The organism is Syntrophomonas palmitatica JCM 14374, from assembly GCF_001311885.1.
In the GTDB taxonomy this organism is placed as follows: domain Bacteria; phylum Bacillota; class Syntrophomonadia; order Syntrophomonadales; family Syntrophomonadaceae; genus Syntrophomonas_A; species Syntrophomonas_A palmitatica.
In genome coordinates this window covers 51,416-74,321 of the sequence record NZ_BBCE01000012.1, presented here as the reverse complement: position 1 = coordinate 74,321, position 22,906 = coordinate 51,416, and the positions used below count along the sequence as shown (strand labels likewise).

The window sequence follows — 22,906 nt, the reverse complement described above, 5'->3', positions numbered from 1 at the left end:
ATAAGGGTGAAAACGTCTTCTTAAGAAAGGAGTTAATAGTATGATTGGTACCATTGTACGTTTTGTTGTATCTGCCCTGGTTCTAATGCTGGTTGGTTACCTGCTTCCTGGAATTACCGTATCCGGTTTTGTAGGTGCTCTTATTGCGGCAGTTGTTATCGCCATTCTGGGTTATGTGGTAGAATTAATCCTTGGCAATCGTATTTCACCACGGTCAAGGGGTATAGTAGGCTTTGTTGTCGCCGCTATTGTAATCTATCTGGCCCAGTTTATTGTTCCCACCTACCTGTCAGTCTCAATACTGGGCAGCCTCTTGGCGGCTTTTGTAATTGGCCTGGTAGACGCTTTTGTACCGACTGAACTCCGCTAGAGATATCCTGATACGTAAGATTAGGAAACGATATTAGACCAGTTTTAGGACTGGTCTATAGTTTTTTGTTCAAATGAAAGCGAACCGGGGAAAATCATTGCCATTCTCAACAAAGAAAAGTAAAATGTAACGTGATGGTCTAATGTTAAATGTTCCGGAAGGGAGGAACACGATGTTTGGAAATATCGGTCCCTGGGAACTGGTTTTTATTCTGGCTATTGCTTTGATGGTGGTTGGACCGGGCAAACTTCCCGAAGTAGCTCGTTCAATCGGCAAGGCTACCAATGAATTCAAAAAAGTTACTACCGGTATGAAAAGAGAATTTGAGACTGCTATTCGGGATGCTGAAGAAACCCCGCATAGGAAGCCTTCTTCAATATCTGACAAAGAAGTTAATTCTAGCGAGACTAACGATGATGTCCCGGTAAATAACAGCGAACCAGCCCAGCCCGAAAAGGTGACGGAGGCTGGAAACCCGGAAGAAACATGCCCGGATAATGAACCCCAAAATTTAAACTAAATTTAATGATACTCTTATCGCGAGTGGTGGAGGGACTGGCCCGATGAAACCCGGCAACCGCCTGTTTCAGGTAAGGTGCCAATTCCTGCAGGAGCATCCTGGCAGATGAGAGGGATAGGTATAAAGCCCTTCTCATTTGAGAGGGGTTTTTCTTAATTCCATTCATGCTAATATATTCTTGGGCAGAGGAGTGATAATAAGATGACAGTTGACATTGTGAACTTATTAAAGGAAAGGGTACTCATTCTTGACGGGGCTATGGGCACTATGCTGCAGCAAAAAGGCATGACCGCCGGTGAGTGTCCTGAACTTTTTGGAATAAACCATCCCGGCGTGCTGGAGGACATTCACCGTCAATATATAGAAGCCGGAGCGGATATTATTGAAACCAATACATTTGGGGCTAACGCATTTAAGCTGGCCGAATACGGTCTGCAAAACAGAACAGCGGAAATTAATGCTGAAACGGTACGTATAGCCAAAAAAACAGCGGGAAATAAGGCGCTGGTAGCCGCTTCTATCGGGCCTACCGGAAAGCTGCTTAAACCGATGGGTGAAATGGTTTTTGATGATCTCTACCAGGCTTTTCAGGAACAGGTGATTGCCTGTGAAAAGGCCGGCGCCGATCTTATTTCTATTGAAACTATGATTGATATCGGGGAAATGAGGATTGCTTTGATTGCTGCCCGGGACAACACCCGTTTGCCGGTAATAGCCCATATGACATTTGAAAACGGCCGCACTATGACTGGTACGGATCCCTTTACTGCAGCGCTTATTTTAGAGGCCCTGCGGCCTCTGGCTATTGGTGCTAATTGTTCAGGCGGAGCCAGGGAACTAATACCGGTTATAGAAATGATGAGCCGTGCTACCGGGACCTATATCTCGGTTGAACCTAATGCCGGTCTTCCTAAACTGGTGAATGGGGAGACAGTGTTTCCGGACAGCCCCGAAGAAATGGCGGAATATGCCCTGCGTCTCCGGGAAGCGGGAGCGAATATAATTGGGGGCTGTTGCGGTTCTACCCCATCACATATTGCAGCCATGGCATCGGTGCTGAAAGGGATATCTCCTCGGCGCAGAAGCGTTAAGGCTTACCGGGCATTGGCGGCCCGCAGCCGCCATGTTCTTATCGGCCCGGAATATCCGCTGGCTTTTATTGGAGAAAGGATCAACCCCACCGCACGTAAAAAACTGGCGCAGGATATCAGAGATGGCAGAATGCAGATGGTGGTTGAGGAAGCACGCCAGCAGGCCCAGGCTTTGGCCCCGATATTAGATGTCAACATGGGGGTGCCGGGCATTGATGAAGCCGCGGCTATGGGCAGTGCCATCCTTGAGATTCAGACGGCGGTAGATTTACCGCTTTCTATAGATTCCACTAACCCGGCGGCGGTTGAGGAAGGGTTGAAGTCCTTTGTAGGGCGTGCGCTAATAAACTCAACCACCGGTGAAGAAAAACAAATGCAGCTTATCATGCCTCTGGCGAAAAAGTACGGGGCCGCGGTCCTGGGACTTTGCTTGATGAAAAAGGGATTCCTGAACGGGCTGTAGACCGCCTGGAAGTGGCCCGTAAGATATACCGTCAGGCCCGCGAATTTGGTTTGCGCAGTGAAGATCTATATATTGACTGCCTGGTTAAAACGGCCAGTGCCGAGCAGGCCCAGGTAATGGAAACCATAAAAGCCCTGCAGATGATAAAGACTGAAATGGGTTTGGGAACGGTCCTGGGGGTCAGCAACGTTTCGCATGGCCTGCCAGCCCGAGAAATACTTAATTCCACATTTTTAGCCATGGCCTGGTCAGCAGGGCTGGATTTACCAATTATGAACCCGTTTGACGAACGCATGATGGAAGTTTTGCGAGCGTCTGCGGTTCTGATGAACCGGGATCCTGATTGTTCCGGCTTTATAGAACGCTATAAGGGCTACAAACCTGGCACCCCAGGCAACACAAGTTCAACCCGTCATAAAATATGTATGCAATGTAACATACCTGATCTGGTTGGAGGAGCTTTAATTGAATCAAGCCAAGAAACAGTCAGATCTACAAAAGAAACAAAAACAGTTGAGGACTCACTATTTATTATGCTGCAGAACATGGTCCTGGAAGGAAAGAGAGACGAAATAGAAAACCATATAATGGAAGCTCTGGACCAAAAGCATATTGATCCCTTGGAAATTATCAACCGGGGTTTAATTCCCGGTATCGAAAAAGCGGGGGAATTATATGACCGCAAAGAATACTTCCTGCCCCAGCTGATGCGGTCGGCTGAGACTATGAAAAATGCCTTCGCTGTAGTTAAACCGCGCCTGGGGGATAACAGCAGCGCAAACCGGGGAGTAATCATTATGGCCACGGTTGCGGGAGATATTCATGATATTGGCAAAAATATCGTTGCAGTGATGTTGGAGAACTATGGTTTCAAGGTAATTGATTTAGGTAAGGATGTTAAAACTGAAGTAATCATTGAGGCAGCGGTAAAGGAAAAGGCAGACATTATCGGCCTGAGTGCTCTGATGACCACTACCATGCCAGTAATGAAAGAGGTTATTAATTGCGCTAAAGAACGGGGGTTGGCCTGCAAAATAATGGTGGGAGGGGCCGTGTTGACGCCCGAATATGCAGAGAGCATAGGCGCGGACGCATATTCTCGCGATGCACGCGAAGCGGTAGTGGTAGCACAAGGATTATTGAATTAATGGACGAGTTTCACAGCTTTGGAAAGGGGAAGAAAAATGGCATCATTAAAAACCTACGAGGAAATTAACGAAAAGATTCGTAAAGGACAGGCAGTGGTTGTAACAGCTGAAGAGGTTATAGGCATTGTTGAGAAAAAGGGTTTTGAAGCCGCAGCCCGTGAAATAGATGTAGTTACCACCGGTACTTTTGGCCCCATGTGTTCATCAGGCGCATTCATCAATTTTGGACATTCTAACCCGCGCATAAAAATGAGCAAGGTATGGTTAAACGGGGTTGAGGCATATGCCGGGGTGGCTGCGGTGGACGCCTATATCGGAGCGGCGCAGCTGCCGGAAAACGATCCCGAGAATAAAGTTCATCCCGGCCGCTTTTCTTACGGCGGCGGTCATGTGATTCATGATCTGGTGGCAGGCCGTGAGATAAGATTAGAGGCCATAGCGTATGGTACCGATTGCTATCCTAATAAGAAGGTCGATACCATAATCACAATTAATGATGTAAACGAAGCTTTTATGTTTAATCCCCGCAACGCTTATCAGAACTATAATTGCGCGGTAAATCTAAGTGACCGGACTTTATACACTTATATGGGTATATTAAAGCCCAGGCTTGGTAATGCCAGCTATTCAACTTCGGGTCAGTTAAGTCCTTTGCTTAATGATCCTCATTATAAGACTATCGGCATAGGTACCAGGATATTTCTGGGCGGTGGGGTCGGTTATGTGGCCTGGAACGGAACCCAGCATCATCCTAATGTAGTGCGAGGCGATAACGGGGTGCCTATGGTGCCTTCCGGAACCTGGCCGTGGTGGGGGATTTGAAACAGATGGATCCTAATTGGCTGGTGGGTTTAAGTTATATTGGTTACGGTGCGACTATGGCAGTGGGGATAGGTATACCGATTCCTATTTTAGATGAAGAAATTTTGCGCTTTACTCTGGTAAAGGACGAGGATATTTACTGCCCTATAGTTGATTACGCGGAAGGTTATCCTTACAAGAAGGATATAGATCTGGGATATGCAAATTTCAAAGAATTAAAGAGCGGCAAAATTGTTATTAATGGTAGGGAAGTAGTTACGACTCCGCAGTCCAGTTATCCCCGCGCGCGGCAGATCGCGAATATCATGAAAGAATGGATTCAAGCGGGGCGGTTTGAAATCACCAGGCCGGTAGCGCAGCTGCCTGCGGCGGATTGTGAAATTGAATTTAAAGCCATTCCTGAACGTAATGTTAATGGGGCTGTATTAAACGGCAGGAACAGGAGGGGTTAGTAATGAAAAACCGTGTGGTTTGTTATTTCTCGGCATCACAATCGGAACAGCCCATAGTATACCAGCTTATAAAAAACTATGACCTGGTGGTTAATATCTTAAAGGCTAATATTAATCCGCAAAAAGAAGGTTACCTGGTGGTAGAACTCGAAGGAAGCAAAAAGAACTACGAAGACGGAATCGGGTATTTGAAAAACTTGGGGATAGAGCTGGAGCCATTGAGCGAAACGGTCGTATGGGAGGAAGATATTTGTATTCAATGCGGTGCCTGTGCTTCATTTTGCCCTACTCAGGCTTTATCCATCGAACGTGAGAGCATGATGGTCAGTTTTGATAATTGCAAGTGCGTGGTTTGCGGTATGTGCTTGGATTGCTGTCCCACCCGGGCAATAAAACTATATTTTGAAGTTCCCGAAGCGGTTTAAGCTCAGAGAGTGATGAGCACAGAATAACTCAGATTGTACGCTGATATTTGTGCTTTACTAATCCCGATGGGGGCGAAGATGAATATTAACAATTACGTTGACCGTGATTACCGGCTTTTACACGGATCTAAAGACCTCAAATATTTTAACATTAAGGTTAAAGAGAGCGACCTGGCTATCGGGGTGGATGCTGACGCCTGTAACGATAGCCTGGTTTCTTTATGCCTCCGTGAACTTAAGCGCTTGCGCAGTGAATTGGAATATTATATCGAAATGCATCCGGAGTTCAAGACATCTTTTGTTCCGATTGAATTATTTCCCACTGCTCCGGAAATCGCACGTATAATGGGCACGGCCGCCCTGCTTGCAGGAGTAGGTCCAATGGCTGCTGTTGCGGGAGCCATTGCTCAACAAATCGGCCAGATGCTTACTCAGTATTCTCGGGAAGTAATTGTAGAAAACGGCGGAGATATCTACCTGCGTTCATATCATGAACGAGTGATTGCTGTTTTTGCCGGGCAATCAAAATTCTCCAACCATATCGGCATTAAGGTAAACCCTGGGGGACAGGCTCTGGGCATTTGCACTTCCTCAGGTACGGTAGGACCCAGTATCAGCTTGGGCACGGCTGATGCTGTTTTGATTAAAGCCGGTTCAGCGGCTCTGGCCGATGCTGCAGCCTCCAGGGCCGGAAATCAGGTAAAAACCGGAAAAGATTTACTCAAGGCAATTGAAGCTGCGCAAGAAATAGCTGGTATCATGGGAATACTAGTTATCAAAGATGAACAAATGGCGGCCTGGGGAGATATTGAGATCGTTCCCATCGTAGTTAAATAAAAGCAAACTTTCTGGTCATTTAACCCACAACCAATGAAAAAGCATTAGACCGTTTTTGTTTTCTTAGTAGACAAGAGAAAAGGGGATTGGGTTTGCCGCTTTCGGAATTTAGCAGAATTGATAAGAATATAACACAAAATTCCGCTAACCGGGCAGGATTTATGTCATTCTTGTTGAATATTAAATTGGTTAATCTTAATCATCAGGTGCTACATTTTTAACAAATCACCTGCCGATTCCATAAAATCCCCCCATTTCAATAAGGCAGGCTGTTTCTGACTCAAAAATGACCAGGGTATATAAAGAGAAATCCTGGCCTAATGCTGAAGGGTAAAATATAAAAGCCTTTATTTATTTTTTTCATGCAAGGAAGTATTCTTACCGGCTTATAAGTAAGGAGGAGGACCCATAAGTGAATTCAGAGGCAGTAGTTCAGCACCTTGTCGCGTGGCTGCAGGAAAGGGTGGCTGAAGCCGGAGCTTCAGGCTTGGTTTTAGGCGTAAGCGGAGGAATTGATTCCGCAGTAACAGCAGCCCTTGTCAAAAGAGCTTTTCCAGATAATTGCCTGGCGTTAATCCTTCCTTGCGAAAGTCATCTCAACGACCTTATTCATGCCCAGTTAGTTCTGGACAGGCTTGGGATATCTTATCGCATTGTTGAACTGGATAATGCCTACCATCTTTTATTGACAAAATATGAATCTTATCTCAAACTTGACGGCAAAAAAGGTCAGCTGCTTCGCGCTAATTTAAAGCCCAGGCTTAGGATGATGACCCTGTATTATTCTGCTCAAGCCCGCAACTACCTGGTGGCAGGGACCAGTAATAAGAGTGAAATCAGTGTGGGTTATGCCACAAAATACGGAGATACCGGGGTTGATCTTCAACCCTGGGAGATTTATTAAAAAAAGAGGTTTATGAACTGGCTCGGTATCTTAATATTCCTTCAGTAATAATTAATAAAGCACCCTCGGGCGGACTCTGGGAAGGACAAACTGATGAAGCGGAAATGGGTATAAGTTATGAGGATTTGGACAATTATCTGGATAAAGGCAAGGCAGTACCCGAAGTAGAAGATAGAATAAAACACTTGCAGGCCGTCAGCCAGCACAAACGGGTCATGCCTCCGGTGGCTTATATTCCTGGGGAATTAAAATAGTCCATATAATTCGGAGGTGATGATTTGGAACCGAGATTACGCAATGTACTAATCAGAATGTTTATTTCCGTGGCAGTGTTTATATATATTGGTTACCTGGCCTGGCAAAGGCTGTCGCCTTTTGACTTTTGGGTAATCATGGCCTTTTTTGGGGTGTATTTAACCTGGTCTATCATTGAGACTATAATCTATAAATCCCCCGATACCCTTGCTAAAGAAGATGATGATAGAAAATCATATATTTACTTGCAGTTTTCTTCCATGGCGGCTTTATTTTATGCTCTGGTAGATTTTATTGAGTATCATTTCACCCGCAATCCGGCTTTTGAACCTGCGGTAACAGTTATTGGCTTTGTGGTATTTTTAGTTTCGTGCGTTATACGTTACCAGGCCATTATTACCCTGGGTAAATATTATAATCCCCGTGTATCCGTTTATGAGGAACATAGTTTGATAACCCGTGGTATTTACCGGAATATCCGCCATCCCATTTATGTGTCCGCCATATTGAATGTAGCTGCTATAGCTATGATATTTAATTCTTGGGGAGCATTGATTTTAGCCGCCGCCGCAGTGGTACCGGCAGTTATCTACCGGATAAATGTTGAAGAAGAATTCCTGTTAAAGCATTTTGACAACGATTATAAATGTTATATGGAGCAAAGCAAAAAACTCATACCAAAAATATGGTAATAATCATGAGGAGGGTTAAACTGTGTCCGGTCATTCCAAATGGGCTAATATCAAGCACAAGAAAGCTCGCACAGATGAAAAAAAAGGCAAAGAGTTTACCAAAATCGCCAAAGATATAGTTATTGCTGTCAGAACCGGCGGGGGCAGCGATCCGGAGGCTAATTCCCGTTTGAAGCTGGCTATACAAAAAGCCCGGGCAATTAATATGCCCAATGAAAATATTAACCGGGCTATAAAAAAGGGCAGTGGTGATATAGAAGGTGACACTTTTGAAGAGATAGTATATGAAGGCTATGCGCCGGGAGGGGTAGCGGTAATGCTGGAGATTGCCACCGACAACCGCAATCGTACCGCTTCCGAAATCAGACACCTGTTTTCCAAGTACGGCGGAAATTTAGGTGAGAACGGCTGTGTGGCGTGGATGTTTAAACGATGCGGAGTCATTATTATTAATAAAGAGAAATTGAAAATGGATGAAGAGGAATTCCTTTTACAGGCTCTGGATTGCGGAAGTGAGGACGTCAAGGATGAAGGTGATTATTATGAACTGATCACTTTACCGGAAAACCTTATGGAAGTTAAAGAAAACCTGGAAAAAGAGGGCTTTATATTGGAAGAAGCCGATATTGTATTGCTGCCCGAAAACATGGTGGAAATAACTGATGAGGAAATGGCTCTTAAAGTTATAAAACTTGTCGATCTTCTGGAAGACCACGATGACGTGCAAAAAGCCTATACCAATATGTCAATCAACGATAGTGTTCTGGAAAAGCTTTCATAGAAAAAACAGCGGGGCATGCCCCGCTATTTTTTATTGAGCTTTTTTATGATTGCCGGGAACTACTAAACGCAGCTCCTGGTCTTCCAAACTGGCGTGAAAGTGTTTGCCTTTAATAGAACGGGGCAGCTTGGCTATGGTTTTAGAAAAAGCCCGAGACGACCGAAGTTTATGCGGGTCGCTGATGCCCACTGAAGCTAAATCTAAACGAAATACCATATCGCCATGTTCAAAAGTCAAACGCAAAGGAATTTCATATTCCATTTTAGCAGATGATGTTTCATAGGCCTCATTAAACGCAAAAATATCAAAATTATCCGGCTGCTTATCCAGCTTATTAAATACTGTTTTCAGATTAACATCCGGGTTTTTGCCTTTAACCAGGCTTACACCATTGCGTAACAGGTTGTCTTTTGCTGTCGGCTGAATATCCGCTGCATTATCTTCAAATATATTATGTGAAGCGTGCAGCTCAATTTCGTCAATAATTTTATTCCACCCTGTCTTGGTATTATCAACTATAACTACATCCTGGATTGGAAAACTAACGTTATCAAAAGAATCAATATCCTCAGGATTGGTTAATTGATTCATAAACTGACGTTTAATTATACCGGCAGGCAGATATTCGGCACCCCAGAAATCAACAGGGTTAATATCTTTATACCACAGTTCATTAAATTCTAATGCTGGAATAAATACATTGGACAATAAACTGATATTGTCGAAAGCATCAATATCTCTGTGATTCTGCGATTCAGCATAATAAGATTTGAACGGTGTTTGGTTGGTCATAACCAATCTGGATACATCTAGAAAATCATCAATACTGTCCGCGATACGTTCACATTCAAAAACAAAACCAGATAAATCCGCCTGGGGAAATTTGATACTCACAGTGTCAAAGGCTTCTACATCGACAGGTAATCCCATGGGTGGAATTTTCATTTCCAAAACCATTTCATTAACCTCTTGAAAGCTCAATTCGATGTCCAATAGATTTTGACTTGCCCACATTTTCTCTTCAATTTTAAACACATTGATCGCCCCCATTTAATTTTTTCCCTTTTCAGCCGCTGTTTTAAAGCAAAATTATAGGTTTATAAAGGCTGTAAAGGGGTAATATCAGTTTTGAATTTTATTTTATCTGAAAATTCAAAATCAATTTGACTTTAACTTGACTATTGTTTTCTTATTATATACCGCAGCAATAAAAAAAATGCAAGTATTTCTTAAATAATTTGTATAGCTTAAGGACAAATAATCAAAAATTCTTATTGTACCATTAATAAGCACAATTAAACCCCGTATAAAAGGGCGTATATTAGGGAAAAATTAACAACAGAGGTGAAGATCTTATGAAAAAAAGTGGTATAACACTGGGGTTGTTAATTGTTGCCGGCTTGGCTTTAGGTTACTATTTCCACAATGGAGCAGGACAAAACGGGTTCATGGAGAAAACACAGAAGCCGGTTTTGGAACAAAGTTATGAAGCGGAATGTGTAAAGCCCTCAACCCAGATAATATGCGAAAAAGAATATACCAAATGTAATCACACCATTATAAGCAAATATGATTATGAAAGGCTGCTGCGTGGTAAAAACCTGGCTGAGCTGAGAAAGATGTATCCGTCAAATGAAGGCTATTCGTTATCGCTGCTAAATGATACCTTGCTGATTCACCAGGTCATAAACGATTTTTGTCCTAAAGACCAAAAAGTTTTTAGATTAAAGGAATATAAGGGCTTTATTGCTGTGTACTCTGGGCCGGTTGATGATGAAGCTCTTATCAGAGTAACGGCTATACGTATTGAGACCTTGCCACAAGAAGTACAACAGGCTTTACAACATGGCAAATATGAATTTAGATCAGAAGCAGCCTTAAATGATACCTTGGAAAACCTGGATGAATACCTGTAAAAACGGGAAGCAGGAGATTGCTTCCCGTTTTTATAATAGCGGATGCCCTTCAGAAAGCCCCTCATACCCCAAGCTATAAAACAACCCATACTGTGATTTGTTTTTATTCGTCGCTGCCCTGTCATTTTGCGAACGCAGCGAGGCAGTCAAAAAGCCAAAGTGATTGCCCGAACGGCGAATATTTTTTTGCTTATATCGTAAGTGTTCTTATGTTGTTGCTTTAACATGGCAAGAGATGAAATAATGCAGTAATATAAATGATGAAGATTGAGCCGGAAGGACGAATTACAGATGAAGGTTCTGGGTATTGACCCCGGTACGGCTACCACCGGTTATGGCGTCCTGGAACAGGTTGCGGGAAAAGCTCAATTATTAGAATATGGAACTATAAACACCAGTGCCAAAACCAGTATGCCGCAGAGGCTGTGGCATATACATCAAGAAGTGAATGGCCTTCTGACAGTACATAAGCCGGATGTGGTAGTGGTAGAGGAAATCTTCTACTTTAAAAATGCCAAAACTATTGTCACCGTGGCTCAGGGCAGAGGAGTAATATTATTAGCAGCCGCCGCGGCCGGGGTGGCTGTGGCTGAATATACACCGTTGCAGGTGAAACAAGCGGTGGTTGGTTATGGACAGGCTGATAAACGCCAGGTGCAGTTAATGGTGCAGAAATTGCTGAATATGAAAGAGATGCCGCGGCCGGATGATGCCGCTGACGCGCTGGCCATAGCGATTTGTCATTTACACTTCTATCGCATGCAAAGCTATAGCAATTAAAAGAAAGCGTATTATGCAACCACTTTTATGGAAATGGCTGCGGATTTATCTATAATGGTGGGGAATCTATTTTGTCTTGCCCCCAAAAAGTGTATAAATTGAGGTGATTTGATGATAGCCTATATACGGGGTATTTTGCTAGAAAAGCAGGAATCTAGGGTTATTATAGATGTCCAGGGCCTAGGTTATGAAGTTGTGGTTCACAGTCGCAACGCCGCATCTTTACCGCAGCTAGGTTCCATTGTAGTTTTACATACCCACTTTCAAGTTCTGGAAAACGAATGTAAAATATACGGTTTCAGCAAACGTGAAGAACTGTCCCTGTTTAAAACCCTGTTAGGAGTCAGCGGCATGGGAGCCAAAGGGGCTATGAATATTTTGGATTTTATGGACCCGGATCAGTTCTTCCAGGCTGTTGCCAGCCAGGATCTCAAACTGCTCACCAAGATTCCGGGGATTGGGAAAAAAAGCGCGGAACGTTTGCTTTTTGAATTAAAGGATAAAGTAGAGGCATTGCTTCCCGGAGTTCAGGAGAGTGGTAACGAAGTCTGGTTGAATGATGTTTTGGAAGCCCTGGAATCCCTGGGCTACCAGCGGGCTGAGGTTTTCCCGCTGGTCTTGCATCTCAAGTCTGAGGGGTGTTTGACTGATAATGCCGCTGATAATATCAAGCTGGTCTTACAGGCTCGCGCTCAGCAGATTAAGAAATAGGAAGGAGGCAGTCCTATGCAGGATGAGCGGTTGCTTTCTCCTCACCTAACAGGCGAGGACGACAGTAATGAATCGTCTCTTCGCCCCTTACGCCTTCAGGATTACATAGGTCAGGGCAAAGTAAAGGAAAACATAGCAATTTCGATTGAGGCTGCCCGGGAAAGAGCAGAAAGCCTGGACCATGTGCTTTTGAGCGGTCCGCCCGGATTGGGTAAAACCACCCTGGCGACGATTATTGCGGGTGAAACCGGACGCCCCATTCGCAAAACGTCGGGGCCGGCTATAGAGAGACCTGGCGATCTGGCTGCTATATTGACTAACCTGGAGCCGGGAGAAGTCTTGTTTATTGATGAAATTCATCGTTTGAACCGAAGCGTTGAGGAAATAATGTACCCGGCCATGGAGGACTTTGTTATAGATATTATAATCGGCAAAGGCCCAGGCGCGCGCACCCTGCGTATTGATCTGCCCCCCTTTACCCTAATTGGAGCTACTACCCGTCCAGGCTTGTTAAGTTCTCCCTTGCGGGACCGTTTTGGCATTAACTGCCGCCTTGATTTTTATGAAGTGGAAGATTTGGAAAGAATAATATTAAGAGCATCACGGATATTAAAACTTGACATAAATAACGATGGAGCTTATGAAATAGCCCGGCGTTCCCGCGGCACCCCGCGGGTAGCCAATAGACTTCTAAAACGGGTGCGCGATTTTGCTCTGGTAAAGGGTGAGGGAAATATCGACCGTGATATGGCCCGGCGGGCCCTTGATATGCTGGAAATTGATGAGCAGGGTCTGGATAACGTAGACCGCATGATCCTGGAAGCTATTATCAATAAATTTAATGGAGGCCCGGTAGGGTTGGAGACTTTATCTGCGTGTGTTTCCGAGGAAAGTGATACGGTAACCGACGTATACGAGCCTTTCCTATTAAAACTGGGTTTCATCCAAAAGACCCCGCGGGGACGAATCGCTACCGAACTGGCCTATCGTCACCTGGGAATAAAGTTTAAAGGTAGTTTTCAAGAACCACAGTTATTCGAGGATGAAAGTAACGATTAACCACAGATGAACACAGATGATTTCTTGTCATTGCTAGTGCAGCGAAGCAATCTTTCCCTTCGCCTTAACCTTTTAGATCGCCGCATCGCTAACGCTCCTTCTAATGACAAGAACGTTAGTATTCATAACAATGACAATTAAATTGTGTCGCAGTAAATATCAACTGCGAAAGGTGGGCTATTAATAAACAATCTGTGTTAGTCTGATGAAACATCAGTGTGTATCTGTGTTAAATTGTTCTCTATTATCCAGGAGGTATTATGAGCAAAATTCTTCTGCATATTTGCTGCGGTCCTTGCGCAACATATCCCGTGCCGGAATTGCGCCAACAGGGCTATGAAATTATGGGATATTTCTATAATCCCAATATTCACCCCTACAGTGAATATATAAAACGACGCGAAGCCCTGCAGCAATACGCCGGCCAGGTGGATTTGAAGGTAATTTATGACGAGGATTACAATCCTGTCGAGTATTTCCAGGGGATTACTTACCGGGAAAACCGGCGTTGTCTGTTCTGTTACCGGATGCGTTTGGAGAAAGCCGCGCACATAGCCAAGGAAGGCAAATTTGATGCCTTCAGCAGTACTTTGCTGGTCAGCAAATATCAGAAGCACGATTTAATAAAAGAAATAGGACATGATATCGGAGAAAAACACGGGGTGCCGTTTTTATACCAGGATTTTAGGCCAGGTTTTAAAACTACGGGGGAACGTTCCCGGGCGATCGGGCTTTATCGCCAGCAATACTGCGGTTGTTTGTACAGTGAAATGGAACGCTATGCTCCCAAAGAGCTGACCAGAAACATTTTTAAAATGGGAGGAGCACAATGAATCTGGCGGGTCTGGCTAAAATAATAATGGGGGTTGGGATTTCGCTGCTTTTGGCAGGCTTTTTGATGCTGGTAATAACCCGCATTAGTCCGCAGGGTATGCATATACCAGGGGATATATATATTAAACGCGAGAATTTCAGCTTTTATTTCCCGTTAGGCGCCTGTATTATTATAAGTTTGATATTAACGCTGGTTTTTTCATTACTGGGGAGAAGATGAGGAACCAGATCATGAATGAATTTATAAAACAAGAATTATATAAGCTGGAGAGTTACAACTTTGAACTGCCACCAGATTTAATTGCCCAATATCCGGCTCGGGATCGTGACAGATCGCGTCTATTGGTGGTTGAACGCCAGACCGGATCTATGCATGACAGGGTGTTTCGGGATATTACTGAGTATTTGCGGCCCGGAGACACACTGGTACTGAACGAAACTAAAGTTATACCGGCCAGGCTTTTTGCCTTTAAAGACACCGGCGCCAGAGTAGAAATCCTTTTGCTGAAGAAGCATACCGATGCATGGGAGGCTCTAGTCCGTCCGGCAAAAAGGTTAACCCCTGGAACTATCGTTAATTTTCCGGCTCCTTATGATGAAAAGATTGAGATTTTGGGTTTTAGCGAGACTCCTGGCGGAAGGATGATTGCCTTTCGTAATTGCATTGATGAAATAGCATTTATAGAGGAGATGGGGAAAATGCCCCTGCCTCCTTATATAAAAAGAGAAGCCAATGATGATGACCGGGAAAGATATCAAACAGTTTATGCTTCCAAGGCCGGTTCGGCGGCTGCGCCTACAGCGGGTCTGCATTTTACCAGGCCTTTGCTGGACGAGATTGCCCAAATGGGTGTTAATATTACCCGGGTTTTACTGCATGTTGGTTTGGGAACCTTTAGACCCGTTGATAGCTCTGATATCAGGCAGCACCAGATGCACCTTGAATACTGCCGTCTGGACAGCGATACGGCTCAGCTTTTAAATGATACTAGAAAAGAAGGCTATCGCATAATCGCGGTCGGAACCACATCGGTTAGAACCCTGGAGTCCTTTTTCGATGCGAAGCGACAAGGTTTTACCAGTGGTGAAAAGGAAACAGGCTGTTTCATTTATCCGGGCTATAAATTTAGGGCTATTGATGGGCTGGTAACTAATTTTCACCTGCCGCAGTCATCGCTCTTGATGCTGGTAGCTGCTTTTGCCGGCTATAATAATACCATGAATGCTTATCACCACGCTATTAGGGAAGGATACCGCTTTTTCAGCTACGGTGACGCCATGCTGGTGGTGTAGAAGAAGTATCAGCCACGTATGAACACAGATTAAACACTTATCTACACAGATGATTATTTGTAATTGTCCCGGAAGTTATCGTATCAATAACTCAACTTACGTAGTCGACTTATTATGCGCAGCAAACGGCATATTATTGCTATCGCAGCGCGGCATGCGTCTCTTTCCATAATATTTTAGAATGCTTCGCTGCGCTCGCAAAAAAATAATATGTTAATTTAATAAGGATTTATTTAGAGGGATAGAATGTTTAAGTTTGAGATACTGCGAAAAGATAATCAGAGCAAAGCCCGGTTGGGGCGAATAGAGACCGCGCACGGGGTAATAAACACCCCGGTTTTTATGCCGGTAGGAACCCAGGCTACGGTTAAGACCCTGGCTCCGGAAGAGTTATACGAGATGGGTGTCGAAATTATTCTATCCAATACCTATCACCTGTATTTGCGTCCGGGAGATGATTTGGTAGAAGAAGCCGGGGGATTACACCGTTTTATGAACTGGAAACGCAATATACTAACCGACAGCGGAGGATTCCAGGTATTCAGTTTAAGCAAGCTGCGCAAGATAAGTGATGAAGGGGTCTATTTTAATTCACATATTGACGGTTCCACCCATTTCTTAACTCCCGAGAGGGTAATGGAAATAGAACAGCACTTGGGGGCGGATATAGCTATGTGTTTTGATGAATGCGCGCCCTATCCGTGCACATTTGCTGAAGCCGAAAAAGCGGTTGCCCGTACTACAATGTGGGCTAAAAGGTGTAAAGCCGTTCACAGCCGGGAAGACCAAGTTCTTTTCGGCATAATTCAAGGCAGCGTTTACCCTGAATTAAGGCATAGAAGTGCCTGTGAACTGTTGGAGTTGGATTTTCCTGGTTATGCTATAGGGGGGGTAAGCGTGGGCGAACCCAAACAGGAAATGTATGAGGTCCTGGCTCAAACCAGCCCGCTGCTGCCAGAGGAAAAACCCCGTTATCTGATGGGAGTGGGAGAACCCGAGGACTTAATCGAAGGGGTGCGTCAGGGAATAGATATGTTTGACTGTGTTGTCCCCACCCGGCTGGCCAGGCACGGGACCGCTTATACGAGGAATGGCAAAATTACGGTGCGCAACGCAGTTTTTGCCCGTGATTTTACCCCGCTGGATCCTGATTGTGACTGCGCGGTGTGCCGCAGCTATAGCCGCGCCTATATACGTCATCTTATAAAAGCCGAAGAAATCCTGGCTTTAAGACTTTTAAGTTATCATAACGTTTACTTTCTGGTTAAATTAATGGAGAATATAAGGGATGCTGTTCGCCAAGGGGAATTTTTGAGATTTTCCCATAATTTTTTTGGTCATTATTCGGTTAAATAGCAGGATTTGACCAAGTTATGGCGAATTGATTTAAAGTTTGCGTGAGGTGATTTGGTTTGGAGAAGTACCAGGGATGGATAACCATTGCCATCTATTTTCTGCTTTTTGTGGGGATTTTTTATTTCTTCGCGGTGAGACCTCGCAAGAGCCAGGAAAAACAACACAAGGCACTGCTGGAAAGCCTTAAAAAGGGCGACAAAGCAGTAACTATCGGTGGAATTAAAGGAACCATCACACGTATTAAAGAAGATACGGTTGTGATGAAGGTGGCCGACAACACTGAAATTGAGTTTTTAAAACGAGCCATAGCCTACAAAACCGAGGACGAATAAATGCTCAGTCTGCAGGATCTGGCCAGTAATTCTTTAATTAACGCTTTTATTAAGAAAGGCAATGAGCACCTCGGGGTTATGGGCTATACTGATCATGGGCCGCTGCATATTGCCATCGTAAGCCGCGTAAGCCGCGAAATCCTGCTTAGATTGGGCTATGATGAACGGCGCGCGGAATTAGCTGGAATGGCGGCTTATCTGCATGATTTGGGTAATGTGGTAAACCGTAACGGTCACAGTCAAAGCGGAGCTTTGATGGCTTTCAGGATTTTGCATGATTTGAACATGGATCCCGAAGAAATTGCGGTTATTACAGCGGCCATTGGTAACCATGATGAGGGCAGCGGCCATCCTGTCAGCGAAGTGGCAGCAGCATTAATACTGGCCGACAAATCGCATGTGCATCGTAATCGGGTTAGAAATCCTGATATAGCTAATTTTGATATTCATGACCGGGTTAATTACGCGGTAAATCACTCAATTATAAATATTGACGAGCAGGCCCGCATAATCAGCATGGAATTGTCTATCGACACCAAAGTATGCCCGGTAATGGAGTATTTTGAGATATTTCTCAGCCGCATGCTGTTATGTCGGCGGGCGGCGGGTTTCTTAGGGTGTGAATTCGAACTGCTTATAAACGAAGTTCGCCTGTTGTAGATTAATAAACAAGGATAAAACAATGCAAAGCGCCATGGGAAAGGTTTTATTATTCATTATATAGTGATTCCCAACAGAAACGGAACTCACATTATATAGATGAAGTTTGTTGGAAGGAGGAAAAGTAGTGCAGAAGAACACCAGTATTTTTATCATTTCTCTTATTGTTTTAGCTCTGGCAGCCCTTACTTATTTTACTTATCAACCCATTGCCAATGCCATTAACCTTGGACTTGACTTGCGCGGCGGCTTGAGGGTAGTATTACAGGCTCAGGAAAAACCGGGACAAAAGGTTACTGCAGATACGATTCAAAAAGCGGTAGGTATCCTGCGCGACCGCGTAGATAAACTGGGAGTTAAAGAAACCGCTCTCTATCCTCAGGGAAATGACCGGGTGGTAATAGAAATCGCCGGAGAAAAAGATCCGGAGGCAGCGGTCGATATTTTGAAGAACACGGCCCAGTTGGAATTCTGGGATGAAAAGGGCAATGTTCTCCTTACCGGAAAACACCTGAAAGATGCTCAGGCCAGAAAAGCCAGTAACAGTACCGACTTCGAAGTCGTGCTGGAGTTTGATAAACAAGGCGCTAAATTGTTCGGAGAGGCTACTGCAGCTAATGTGGGTAAACCTCTGGTTATTGTAATTGATAACAAACCAATTAGTTCACCTACGGTAAAACAGGCCATTACTGAGGGGAGTGCTGTTATTGAAGGCACATTTACCGCCAAAGAAGCTAACGACCTGGCAGTGCTCTTGCGTTCAGGCGCCCTGCCTGTCAGCTTCAAGGTAATCGAAAAACGTTCCATTGGCCCTACCTTGGGTGCGGATTCACTGCAAAAGAGTATTCAGGGCGGGTTGGTTGCCATGATTGCTATTTTGGTGTTCATGTTGGGTTATTACCGTTTGCCGGGATTAGTGGCAGACATTTCGCTGGCTTTATATGCGGTAGTGGTTTTGGGGGTGATGGCTTTACTGGGATCGGTCTTGACCTTGCCCGGTATAGCCGGTTTTGTCCTGTCGGTTGGAATGGCGGTGGATGCTAATGTTATTATCTATGAACGGCTTAAGGAAGAACTGCGCCTGGGCAAAACACTGCAGGCCGCTATTGATGCGGGCTATAAACGGGCTTTCTGGACTATTTTCGACTCCAATGTTACCACCCTTATTACGGCACTGATTTTAATGTACCTGGGAACAGGTCCGGTTAAGGGCTTTGCAGTGACCTTGACCATCGGTATTATAGCCAGTGTGCTTATAGCTATCTACTTTACCAAGTGGATGCTGATGCTGATTGCCAACTTTGCTCGTAACAACCGGCTGTATGGAATATAGGGAGGAGGGATAAACATGAAGTTTTTGCAAATGAGAAAGTATTTCTATATTTTATCCCTGATAATCATTATTCCCGGCCTTGTTTCCCTTTTCTCTCAGGGTTTGAATCTGGGTATAGATTTTAAGGGAGGTTCGATTTTACAGGTTAAAATGGATTCAGACGTTACGGCTGGTGAAGTGCGCAGCGCACTAAAAGAACTTAAACTTGAGAAAGCTGAAGTAACCAGGAGCGGTGATGAATTTTTCATTCGCACGGTTGAACTGGACCAGGCCCAGACTCGCGAACTGTTAAACACTTTAAAAACCAAATTTAAAAATGTGGAGTTTTTAAGTGCGGAGAGCGTAGGAGCAACCATCGGGCGTGAATTGACCAATAAGGCTTTATTAGCTGTACTGGCGGCGGCGATTGCCATGCTGATCTATATTACTATTCGTTTTGAATGGACTTTCGGGGTGGCGGCAGTAATAGCAGAACTGCACGATATTCTGTTTGTGTTGGGTTTATTCTCCTTATTCCAGTGGGAAGTCAATACCCCGTTTATTGCGGCGATGTTGACCATTGTTGGTTATTCTATCAACGATACGATCGTTATTTTTGACCGTATCAGGGAAAACCTGCGCATGAAGAAAAAGGAAGACTATATGAGTCTGGTTAACCGCAGCATAACCCAATCCTTAAACCGGTCCATAAACACCGTCCTGACCTGCGTATTTGCCTTGGTTGCCCTGCTGGTCTTCGGAGGAACAACCATTAAAATCTTTGTTTTAACCATGTTGATCGGTTTTATTATAGGCTGTTATTCATCGATTTTTGTAGCCAGCCCTTTATGGTACGATATTAAAAATAAAGCCTAATATATAATGACAATATACTATTTCTGTGCTATATTAATGTTTAATCTAATTTTATATTGCCTAATGGTCAGGCTATAATCGCCGGGCTCTAAGAGCAGCGGAAGAATCCGTGGGACTTCATGACAAATGAAGTCCCTTTTTTAACCTAAAAGGGGAGTGAATGATGGACTTAAACAATAAAGCCGCTTGGTTTTCAGTATTGAGTAATGTTCTTTTAACCCTGTTAAAACTGATCATAGGTCTGGTAATTGGGTCAGTAAGTGTTATTTCTGAAGCTATTCATTCCGGAGTGGACCTGCTTGCGTCTATCATTGCTCTTTTTGCGGTTAAATCATCTTCCAAACCCCCGGATCACAGACATCCTTACGGACATGGCAAAATTGAAAATGTTTCCGGTACCGTAGAGGCATTATTGATTTTCCTTGCGGCGGTAATGATTATTAAGGAAGCCGTGGATAAAATCAGACACGGATCGGAAATGATGGATTTAAGCTGGGGTATAGCGGTTATGGGTTTTTCTGCTCTGGTAAATCTGATAGTGGCAGTTTATGAACTGCGCATAGGCAGAAAAATGATTCGATTGCCCTGGAAGCTGACGGGATGCACCACCTGACGGATGTCTATACATCCCTGGGTGTGTTTGCCGGATTAATTCTTATAAAAGTTACCGGTTATCAAATAATTGACCCCATTGCGGCGATAATGGTTGCCCTGCTGATATTTAAGGCAGCCTGGGATTTAACCGTTAAGGCCTTTGGACCTTTATTGGATGCATCGCTGGATTCTGATAGTGTCAAGTTAATTGCATCCATTTTGGATGAATACCAGGATGTATTCTTAGAGTATCATGAACTGCGCACCAGGAAAGCCGGCCGGGAGTGTTATATAGATTTGCATATGGTTTTGCATCCTCAGGTTTCTATTCAGGAGGCTCATGACCTTTGTGATGCCATTGAAGCGAGAATTGAAAGTGCGATTTCGTTTTCACACGTTTTAATACATGTAGAACCGGCAGATATCTCATATGAAACTGAAGGGCAGGAAGCTTGATTTTGAAAAAACTGTCTTGAAAGGATTTGACATCCCGGCTAGAATATATTTGCATAAATATATGGGGGTGTAGATCTTGCAGGCATACTTAATAATTGCCCTATTGTTTTTTCTTGGTATAGCGGCTTTTGTATTTCAAAATCCTACCCTGGTGGAAGTAAAGTTTTTAAACTGGACCTCGCCCGAGGTGTCACTGGCGGTGGTAGCGCTCATTGCGGCCTGTGCCGGAGCCTTGGTAATTTTTATGGTTGATAGTTTCCGTTATTTTAAATTGGCTAAACAGGTTAAGGATTATAAAACCGATAATAAAAAACTGCAAAAGGAATTAAAAATCCTCCAGTCTGAAAAAGAAAAACGAAACAGCCGTGAAAACAAGAAATCAAGCCAATCATCCGAATCTGTTGTTAATCCCGAACCAGCCGCAAACAGCAACGGTAATGACTCCAGCGATGCTTAGCTGTAGTATTTATCCGATATAGTAATCATAAAGTCTACCGGGTCGTCACAGGCCCGGTTTTATTTTTGTATCATGTATATTAAAATAGGCATAATTGAATTTCTTCAGCGCAAAATGATAAAATAGCCCTAATTTACGTGTCTTTAATAGGGAGAGTGAAATTTTGCAGCTAACAGGAACCTTGAAAATCAATAATTCAGGACATTTGGAAATTGGGGGAGTAGACTGCATCGATCTGGTTAAAGATTTTGGAACTCCTCTCTGGGTACTGGATGAAGAAGGTTTCCGTCAAAATTGCAGAGGGTTCAGCCAGGCATTTAAAGCTTTGGGTGATTCATTGGTGATATATGCCAGCAAAACCCTGTGTAATTTGGCTGTTTACCGTATGGTAGATGAAGAAGGCCTGGGCCTGGATGTGGTTTCAGGCGGAGAATTATATTCGGCGCTGCAGGCTGGTTTTCCGTTTAGTAAAATATATTTTCACGGTAATAATAAAAGCCGTGAAGAACTGCTGCTGGGCATTCAAAACGGAGTTGGGCGTATTGTTGTAGATAATTATTATGAACTGGAGCTATTGAATCAAATATGTGCCCAAAACCATAAAACCCAGGATATTATGCTGCGCATTACACCGGGTGTTGAAGCACATACCCATGATTATATCAAAACCGGACAAATAGATTCCAAGTTTGGGTTCTCCCTTCCGGACGGGCAGGCCATAGGTGGCGTCAAGGCCGCTTTGGATGCGGAAAACCTGCGGTTAGTCGGTCTGCATTGTCACATTGGTTCGCAAATCTTTGCTATGGACTCGTATGCTGATGCTGCAGGCTTGATGATGGATTTTATGAGCAGGGTCAAAACGGAATTAGGATATGAATTTGATGAACTCGATATGGGAGGCGGTTTCGGTATTTATTATTATTATGGTGATGAACCGCGCAGCCCTGAGGATTGGGCCGAAGCGGTTATGCTGACCGTACAAGCCTGCGAACTGAATTTAAAGGTACCCCGGGTAATTGTTGAACCGGGCCGGTCTATTGCCGGACCTGCTGGGATCACCCTCTACACCATAGGTTCAACCAAAGAAGTAAAAGGCATCCGCAAATATGTGGCGGTTGACGGAGGTATGGGGGATAATCCCCGGCCCGCTTTATATGGTTCCAAGTACCTGGCACTCCTGGCTAACAGGGCAGGAGAAGAGGGCATTGAAAAAGTAACTATTGCCGGTAAGTGCTGTGAATCCGGGGATATCGTTGTTAGAGACGCTGTACTGCCAAAGGTGAAATCAGGGGATATCCTGGCGGTGTTTGCTACCGGAGCTTATAACTACACCATGTCCAGTAATTATAATCGTCTGCCCCGCCCAGCTATGGTTCTGGTCAACAAAGGTTCAGCGGATTTAATCTTAAAACGAGAAACTTATGATGATTTGAAAAGAAACGACATCATTCCAGAAAGACTAAAACCATAGTTGAATTAACAGCCACGGCTTAACACTGATTTCATCAAT

Annotated in this window: 23 protein-coding genes, 3 pseudogenes and 1 riboswitch; of the genes and pseudogenes, 25 read left to right on the top strand and 1 reads right to left on the bottom strand. The window is 44.1% G+C overall.

The window, feature by feature from the left end:
• Positions 1-40: 40 nt before the first annotated feature.
• From JCM14374_RS08290 to JCM14374_RS08245, 10 genes and pseudogenes are all read left to right on the top strand, one after another.
• Positions 41-370: a phage holin family protein gene (locus JCM14374_RS08290; protein WP_054695948.1), complete on the top strand. Its 330-nt coding sequence runs from the start codon at positions 41-43 to the stop codon at positions 368-370.
• Positions 371-542: 172 nt separating this feature from the next.
• The gene (locus JCM14374_RS13130) at positions 543-890 is read left to right on the top strand and encodes a Sec-independent protein translocase subunit TatA/TatB (protein ID WP_083453973.1); all 348 of its coding nucleotides are present in this window, start codon (positions 543-545) and stop codon (positions 888-890) included.
• An 11-nt stretch (positions 891-901) separates the two neighbouring features.
• Positions 902-1,002, top strand: a riboswitch (SAM riboswitch).
• Between the two features lie 89 nt (positions 1,003-1,091).
• The gene (locus tag JCM14374_RS15270; protein ID WP_054695945.1) at positions 1,092-2,444 is read left to right on the top strand and encodes a homocysteine S-methyltransferase family protein; all 1,353 of its coding nucleotides are present in this window, start codon (positions 1,092-1,094) and stop codon (positions 2,442-2,444) included.
• On the top strand, positions 2,408-3,592 hold the full coding sequence (locus JCM14374_RS15265) for a cobalamin-dependent protein (RefSeq protein WP_054695942.1): 1,185 nt from the start codon (positions 2,408-2,410) through the stop codon (positions 3,590-3,592). The genes JCM14374_RS15270 and JCM14374_RS15265 overlap by 37 nt, the downstream gene beginning before the upstream one ends.
• A 36-nt stretch (positions 3,593-3,628) precedes the next feature.
• Positions 3,629-4,866: pseudogene (locus JCM14374_RS08270) on the top strand (homocysteine biosynthesis protein).
• Positions 4,867-4,868: 2 nt separating this feature from the next.
• Complete coding sequence (locus tag JCM14374_RS08265; RefSeq protein ID WP_054695940.1) at positions 4,869-5,291, top strand: NIL domain-containing protein; 423 nt, start codon at positions 4,869-4,871, stop codon at positions 5,289-5,291.
• Between the two features lie 78 nt (positions 5,292-5,369).
• On the top strand, positions 5,370-6,128 hold the full coding sequence (locus JCM14374_RS08260; RefSeq protein ID WP_054695938.1) for a UPF0280 family protein: 759 nt from the start codon (positions 5,370-5,372) through the stop codon (positions 6,126-6,128).
• Between the two features lie 412 nt (positions 6,129-6,540).
• Positions 6,541-7,286, top strand: a pseudogene (gene nadE, locus JCM14374_RS08255) (NAD(+) synthase).
• A gap of 24 nt (positions 7,287-7,310) precedes the next feature.
• A complete protein-coding gene (locus JCM14374_RS08250) occupies positions 7,311-7,979 on the top strand; it encodes a methyltransferase family protein (RefSeq protein ID WP_054695935.1) in 669 nt (222 codons plus the stop codon).
• A 22-nt stretch (positions 7,980-8,001) separates the two neighbouring features.
• Positions 8,002-8,760 (top strand): YebC/PmpR family DNA-binding transcriptional regulator, encoded by a 759-nt coding sequence (locus JCM14374_RS08245; protein ID WP_054695933.1) that lies wholly within the window; start codon positions 8,002-8,004, stop codon positions 8,758-8,760.
• A 30-nt stretch (positions 8,761-8,790) separates the two neighbouring features.
• On the opposite strand, the gene JCM14374_RS08240 is transcribed toward JCM14374_RS08245, so the two are convergent.
• On the bottom strand, positions 8,791-9,795 hold the full coding sequence (locus JCM14374_RS08240) for a hypothetical protein (protein ID WP_054695930.1): 1,005 nt from the start codon (positions 9,793-9,795) through the stop codon (positions 8,791-8,793).
• Between the two features lie 320 nt (positions 9,796-10,115).
• Between JCM14374_RS08240 and JCM14374_RS08235 the strand changes: the two genes are divergently transcribed.
• The 15 genes and pseudogenes from JCM14374_RS08235 to lysA all read left to right on the top strand — a co-directional run bounded on the left by JCM14374_RS08235 (position 10,116) and on the right by lysA (position 22,867).
• Positions 10,116-10,676: a hypothetical protein gene (locus tag JCM14374_RS08235; protein WP_054695927.1), complete on the top strand. Its 561-nt coding sequence runs from the start codon at positions 10,116-10,118 to the stop codon at positions 10,674-10,676.
• Between the two features lie 291 nt (positions 10,677-10,967).
• Positions 10,968-11,456: a crossover junction endodeoxyribonuclease RuvC gene (gene ruvC / locus JCM14374_RS08230; protein WP_054695923.1), complete on the top strand. Its 489-nt coding sequence runs from the start codon at positions 10,968-10,970 to the stop codon at positions 11,454-11,456.
• Between the two features lie 111 nt (positions 11,457-11,567).
• Positions 11,568-12,167 carry a Holliday junction branch migration protein RuvA gene (gene ruvA, locus JCM14374_RS08225; protein WP_054695920.1) on the top strand — a complete coding sequence of 200 codons (600 nt, stop codon included), beginning with the start codon at positions 11,568-11,570 and terminating at the stop codon, positions 12,165-12,167.
• Positions 12,168-12,182: 15 nt separating this feature from the next.
• Complete coding sequence (gene ruvB / locus JCM14374_RS08220) at positions 12,183-13,226, top strand: Holliday junction branch migration DNA helicase RuvB (RefSeq protein ID WP_054695917.1); 1,044 nt, start codon at positions 12,183-12,185, stop codon at positions 13,224-13,226.
• Positions 13,227-13,486: 260 nt separating this feature from the next.
• Entirely contained in the window at positions 13,487-14,059 is a 573-nt protein-coding gene (locus JCM14374_RS08215; RefSeq protein WP_054695914.1) for an epoxyqueuosine reductase QueH, read from the top strand.
• A complete protein-coding gene (locus JCM14374_RS08210; protein ID WP_054695911.1) occupies positions 14,056-14,280 on the top strand; it encodes a DUF2905 domain-containing protein in 225 nt (74 codons plus the stop codon). The genes JCM14374_RS08215 and JCM14374_RS08210 overlap by 4 nt, the downstream gene beginning before the upstream one ends.
• An 11-nt stretch (positions 14,281-14,291) precedes the next feature.
• Positions 14,292-15,353, top strand: coding sequence for a tRNA preQ1(34) S-adenosylmethionine ribosyltransferase-isomerase QueA (gene queA, locus JCM14374_RS08205; RefSeq protein ID WP_054696009.1), 1,062 nt, complete (start codon positions 14,292-14,294; stop codon positions 15,351-15,353).
• Between the two features lie 246 nt (positions 15,354-15,599).
• Positions 15,600-16,709: a tRNA guanosine(34) transglycosylase Tgt gene (gene tgt, locus JCM14374_RS08200; RefSeq protein WP_054695908.1), complete on the top strand. Its 1,110-nt coding sequence runs from the start codon at positions 15,600-15,602 to the stop codon at positions 16,707-16,709.
• Between the two features lie 56 nt (positions 16,710-16,765).
• Positions 16,766-17,041 carry a preprotein translocase subunit YajC gene (yajC, locus tag JCM14374_RS08195; protein ID WP_242848897.1) on the top strand — a complete coding sequence of 92 codons (276 nt, stop codon included), beginning with the start codon at positions 16,766-16,768 and terminating at the stop codon, positions 17,039-17,041.
• The gene (locus JCM14374_RS08190) at positions 17,042-17,701 is read left to right on the top strand and encodes an HD domain-containing protein (RefSeq protein WP_054695905.1); all 660 of its coding nucleotides are present in this window, start codon (positions 17,042-17,044) and stop codon (positions 17,699-17,701) included.
• Positions 17,702-17,828: 127 nt separating this feature from the next.
• A complete protein-coding gene (gene secD / locus JCM14374_RS08185) occupies positions 17,829-19,034 on the top strand; it encodes a protein translocase subunit SecD (protein WP_054695902.1) in 1,206 nt (401 codons plus the stop codon).
• A gap of 15 nt (positions 19,035-19,049) precedes the next feature.
• Positions 19,050-19,889, top strand: a complete 840-nt coding sequence (secF, locus tag JCM14374_RS08180) for a protein translocase subunit SecF (RefSeq protein ID WP_054695899.1) — start codon at positions 19,050-19,052, stop codon at positions 19,887-19,889.
• A gap of 160 nt (positions 19,890-20,049) precedes the next feature.
• Positions 20,050-20,939: pseudogene (locus JCM14374_RS15750) on the top strand (cation diffusion facilitator family transporter).
• A gap of 76 nt (positions 20,940-21,015) precedes the next feature.
• Positions 21,016-21,396 (top strand): LapA family protein, encoded by a 381-nt coding sequence (locus tag JCM14374_RS08170; protein ID WP_054695896.1) that lies wholly within the window; start codon positions 21,016-21,018, stop codon positions 21,394-21,396.
• A gap of 163 nt (positions 21,397-21,559) precedes the next feature.
• Positions 21,560-22,867 carry a diaminopimelate decarboxylase gene (gene lysA / locus JCM14374_RS08165; RefSeq protein WP_054695893.1) on the top strand — a complete coding sequence of 436 codons (1,308 nt, stop codon included), beginning with the start codon at positions 21,560-21,562 and terminating at the stop codon, positions 22,865-22,867.
• The last annotated feature ends 39 nt before the right edge of the window (positions 22,868-22,906 follow it).